Source organism: Boseongicola sp. (assembly GCF_057460485.1).
Map to the genome: position 1 here is coordinate 1 of NZ_JBVCWP010000430.1, position 2,249 is coordinate 2,249.

The window sequence follows — 2,249 nt, forward strand, 5'->3', positions numbered from 1 at the left end:
GTGCAGCCATTGAACTCTACCCGCATCTGCCGGTCTGCATGCATCAGGATCACGGAAATTCGCCTGCGACCTGTATGTCGGCAATCACGAACGGGTATTCCTCGATCATGATGGACGGGTCTCTGACTGCGGATGGTAAAACACCGTCAGATTTTGATTACAATGTGCGCGTGACGGCAAAAGTCACCGAAATGGCGCATCTTGTCGGTGTTTCGGTTGAGGGTGAACTGGGCCATCTGGGTTCTTTGGAAACCGGAAAAGGTGAGGCAGAGGACTGCCACGGCTTTGACGGAGAACTCAGTCGCGACATGCTGGTCACCGATCCGGAAGAAGCCGCGGATTTTGTGCGCCTGACCCAAGTTGACGCGCTGGCGGTTGCGATCGGCACCTCGCACGGCGCTTACAAGTTCACGCGCAAGCCAGACGGTGATATACTTGCGATGGCGGCGTTGAATGCAATCCACGCCCGCTTGCCCAACACCCATCTGGTGATGCACGGTTCATCCTCGGTGCCGCAAGAACTGCAGGATATCATCAATGCATATGGCGGCGTTATCGCGCCGACCTGGGGCGTTCCCGTCGATGAGATCCAGAAGGGTATCGCGCACGGGGTGCGCAAGGTGAATGTCGATACCGATCTGCGAATGGCGCTGACGGGGGCGATCCGCAAGGTCTTTGCTGAACACCCAGGTGAATTCGATCCGCGTAAGTATCTGGCGCCGGGGATCAAGGCGATGTCCGCCATCTGCCGTGATCGCTACGAACAATTTGGTGCCGCCGGAAACGCCGGCAAGATCAAGTCGCTTCCACTTTCGGAAATGGCCACTCTCTATGCTGAAAATAGCAAATTTACAACCGGAGTCTAAGATGAAGAATTTCTCTTTCGTGACAGCAGGAAAGATTTTGTTCGGGCGAGGACAGACCCAAAACGCCCATGAGCTGGTGCGCGCTTTCGGGCATAGGATCCTGTTGGTGCGTGGGCGCTCGTTGGAGTGGGTAGACGGGTTTTCGCACCGCCTACAGGGTGCAGATTGCAATGTATTCACTTGTTATTCGAGCGGTGAGCCCACGCTTGCGCAGGTTGCAGAAACGCTGGCGCTCGGTCGCGAGCAAGGGATTGATGTTGTCGTTGCCGTCGGCGGCGGCTCAACGATAGATCTGGGAAAAGCTGTCGCTGCTTTGATCCCGAACCGCGGTAAGTTGCTGGACTATCTGGAAGTCGTGGGAAAAGGTCAACCTTTGGATGTAGGCCCCTTACCTTTCGTTGCCATTCCAACAACCGCGGGGACTGGGGCCGAAGTGACAAAAAATGCCGTGATTTCTGTTCCAGAACGTGGCCGCAAGGTCAGCTTGCGCGACGACCGGATGATTGCCGACGTCGCAATCATCGACCCATCCCTTACCGACAGGAGCCCACGGGGGGTTACGTTGGCGTCCGGGTTGGATGCCATTACTCAGGTTATAGAACCTTATATTTCCGCCAAGGCCAACCCATTGACCGATGCGCTTTGCTTTGATGCAATTCCTCGTGGATTTTCGGCACTGGCCCGTCTGATGGCGACCGAGGACTCAGGTGCGCGCGACGACTTGGCATTGACGAGCCTGTTGGGAGGGCTTGCTCTTGCGAATTCGGGCCTTGGGGCAGTTCATGGCCTGGCTGGCGTCATTGGCGGCCGCTCCGGGGCACCTCACGGTGCCTTGTGCGGTAGACTGCTGCCGTCGGTGCTGCGTATGAACAGGCGCCGGTGCGCCATCGAAAACTCAAGTTTGGAACGATATTTGGAGGTTGAAGCCTGGATCGTGTCATCCCTTGGCGGGAACACAACGCAAGCATTCGCAACGCTTGAAAACAAGATGGACCAATGGGGTCTTCCCAAGCTATCCAACCTTATTCCTGCAAGCTCAAATTTGAATGCCATAGCCGAAGAAGCCAAGCTTTCCTCTTCGATGTCAGCTAACCCTTTTCCGGTTGGATCCGAAGATCTGGCTCGCGCTCTCAAAGAGGCCGGATAGCTAGGATTCAATAGACTTTGAATCGAATTTCGCGGGAGGCTACTAGAGCGGCCGGCAAGCGTTTCAATGTAGTAATATGGTCGCCGCTGGCTGAACAACCGAGAGGAAAATTTTTACCTGCCTTTTCGACGGCGGGAACAGGTGATGCCACGGTTCCGGCGCATGCGAAGTTTGCAGAAATTCGTTGCCGACCATGCCCCTGTCTACAATCATTTTATCCAGGAACGCCACCTCTA

The 2,249-nt window shown here is 55.6% G+C and carries 2 protein-coding genes and 1 pseudogene; all 3 read left to right on the forward strand.

Going from position 1 to position 2,249, the window contains the following annotated elements:
- The coding region (locus tag AC221Y_RS23185; RefSeq protein ID WP_486708642.1) for a ketose-bisphosphate aldolase at positions 1 to 866 on the forward strand (866 nt) is incomplete at its 5' end.
- A 1-nt stretch (position 867) separates the two neighbouring features.
- Positions 868 to 2,013 (forward strand): iron-containing alcohol dehydrogenase, encoded by a 1,146-nt coding sequence (locus tag AC221Y_RS23190; RefSeq protein WP_486708643.1) that lies wholly within the window; start codon positions 868 to 870, stop codon positions 2,011 to 2,013.
- An 84-nt stretch (positions 2,014 to 2,097) separates the two neighbouring features.
- A pseudogene (locus AC221Y_RS23195) lies at positions 2,098 to 2,249 on the forward strand (IS6 family transposase); the annotation flags it as partial.

Coding starts and splice junctions, on each gene's coding strand:
- AC221Y_RS23190 (WP_486708643.1), top strand. CDS start 868: ATGAAGAATTTCTCTTTCGTGACAGCAGGAAAGATTTTGTTCGGGCGA.